At 39.2% G+C, this 2,855-nt stretch carries 1 protein-coding gene; it reads left to right on the plus strand.

The genetic code is table 11. The annotated features are described in order from the left end of the window. Window positions 1-64: 64 nt before the first annotated feature. On the plus strand, window positions 65-2,855 hold a 2,791-nt coding region (locus RFK25_RS11805; protein ID WP_443035562.1), incomplete at its 3' end, for a DUF445 family protein.

Here is a 2,855-nt window from a genome sequence, read left to right on the forward strand (position 1 = left end):
ATCCGTTTCAGAGTCAATCTCTGAGTCAGTATCAGAATCCATTTCAGAATCAGTATCAGAGTCAATTAGCGAATCCGTTTCAGAGTCAATCTCTGAGTCAGTATCAGAATCCATTTCAGAATCAATCTCAGAATCGGTAAGCGAGTCAGTTTCAGGATCAATCTCAGAATCAGTAAGCGAATCCATCTCTGAATCGGTATCTGAGTCAGTCTCTGAATCCGTTTCAGAATCAGTATCAGAGTCCGTCTCTGAATCCATTTCAGAATCTGTATCAGAGTCAATCAGCGAATCCGTTTCTGAGTCAGTATCTGAATCTGTATCAGAGTCAATTAGCGAATCCGTTTCAGAATCCATCTCAGAATCAGTCAGCGAGTCAGTTTCAGAGTCAATTTCAGAATCAGTATCTGAATCAATTTCTGAATCAATCTCTGAGTCAGTATCAGAATCAATTTCTGAATCAGTCTCTGAGTCTGTATCTGAATCCATTTCCGAGTCCGTATCTGAATCAATCTCTGAGTCTGTATCAGAGTCAATTTCAGAATCAGTATCAGAATCAATTTCTGAGTCAGTATCTGAGTCAGTTTCAGAGTCCGTCTCTGAATCTATCTCAGAATCAGTAAGCGAGTCAGTTTCAGAGTCAATCTCAGAATCAGTATCTGAATCAATTTCAGAATCAGTATCAGAATCCATCTCAGAATCCATCTCAGAATCCATCTCAGAATCAGTTTCCGAGTCAATTAGTGAATCCGTTTCAGAATCTGTATCAGAGTCCATCAGCGAATCCGTTTCTGAGTCAGTATCAGAATCTGTATCAGAGTCAGTCAGCGAATCTGTATCTGAATCTATCTCAGAATCAGTAAGCGAGTCAGTTTCAGAGTCAATCTCAGAATCAGTATCAGAGTCCATCAGCGAATCCGTTTCTGAGTCAGTATCTGAATCAATCTCAGAATCCGTTTCTGAGTCAATCTCTGAATCTGTATCAGAATCAATCTCTGAGTCAGTAAGCGAGTCAGTTTCTGAGTCAGTATCTGAATCTGTTTCAGAGTCAATTTCTGAATCAGTATCAGAATCCATCTCAGAATCAGTAAGCGAATCAATATCTGAATCGGTATCTGAGTCAATCTCTGAATCAGTTTCTGAATCAATCTCTGAGTCTGTATCTGAATCCGTTTCCGAATCTGTATCAGAGTCAGTCAGCGAATCCGTATCTGAATCAATCTCAGAATCAGTAAGCGAGTCAGTCTCAGAGTCAGTATCAGAATCCATTTCAGAATCAGTATCAGAGTCGATTTCCGAATCTGTATCAGAATCCATCTCAGAATCGGTCAGCGAGTCAGTATCAGAATCAGTTTCAGAGTCCATTTCAGAATCAGTATCAGAATCATTCTCAGAATCAATCTCAGAATCAGTTTCAGAATCAATCTCAGAATTAGTCTCTGAGTCAGTATCAGAATCCATTTCAGAGTCAGTAAGCGAGTCAGTCTCTGAGTCCGTCTCTGAATCTATCTCAGAATCAGTAAGCGAGTCAGTTTCAGAGTCCATTTCAGAATCAGTATCTGAATCAATTTCTGAATCAGTGTCTGAATCCATCTCAGAATCAGTAAGTGAATCCGTTTCTGAGTCAATCTCAGAATCAGTAAGTGAATCAGTTTCAGAGTCAGTATCTGAATCAGTTTCAGAGTCAATCTCAGAATCAATCTCAGAATCAATCTCTGAGTCAGTCAGCGAGTCAGTTTCAGAATCAATCTCTGAGTCTGTATCTGAATCAATTTCTGAATCAGTTTCAGAATCCATCTCAGAATCAATCTCAGAATCAGTTTCCGAGTCAGTTTCAGAATCTGTATCAGAGTCAATTAGTGAATCCGTTTCAGAATCAGTATCTGAATCCATTTCAGAATCAGTAAGCGAATCAATTTCAGAATCTGTATCTGATTCAATCTCTGAATCAGTATCAGAATCCATTTCAGAATCGGTATCTGAGTCAATCAGCGAATCCGTTTCTGAGTCAGTCTCTGAGTCAGTTTCAGAATCCATCTCTGAGTCAGTATCAGAATCCATTTCAGAATCTGTATCAGAGTCGATTTCAGAATCAGTATCAGAATCAATCTCAGAATCAGTATCAGAATCAGTAAGTGAATCAGTTTCAGAGTCAGTATCTGAATCAGTTTCAGAGTCAGTATCTGAATCAGTTTCAGAGTCAATCTCAGAATCAATTTCAGAATCAGTATCTGAATCAATTTCAGAATCCATCTCAGAATCAGTAAGTGAATCAGTTTCAGAGTCAATTTCTGAATCAGTCTCAGAATCTGTATCAGAGTCAATCAGCGAATCAGTTTCAGAGTCTGTATCTGAGTCAGTTTCAGAATCCATCAGCGAATCCATTTCAGAATCAGTATCAGAGTCGATTTCAGAATCTGTATCAGAATCCATCTCAGAATCCATCAGCGAATCCGTTTCAGAGTCCATCTCTGAGTCTGTATCTGAATCCCTTTCAGAATCAGTAAGTGAATCTGTATCAGAGTCAATTTCCGAATCTGTATCAGAATCCATCTCAGAATCGGTAAGCGAGTCAGTTTCAGAATCCATCTCAGAATCAGTAAGCGAATCAACTTCTGAATCCGTATCTGAATCTATCTCAGAATCAGTCAGCGAGTCAGTCTCTGAGTCAGTATCAGAATCCATTTCAGAATCGGTAAGCGAGTCAGTATCAGAATCTATATCAGAATCAGTATCAGAATCAATTTCCGAATCCGTATCCGAGTCAGTCTCTGAATCCATTTCAGAATCAGTATCAGAGTCCATCAGCGAATCCGTTTCTGAGTCAGTATCTGAATCTGTTTCAGAGTCAGTTTCAG

The organism is Streptococcus sp. SS-4456 (assembly GCF_036680365.1).
GTDB lineage: Bacteria > Bacillota > Bacilli > Lactobacillales > Streptococcaceae > Streptococcus.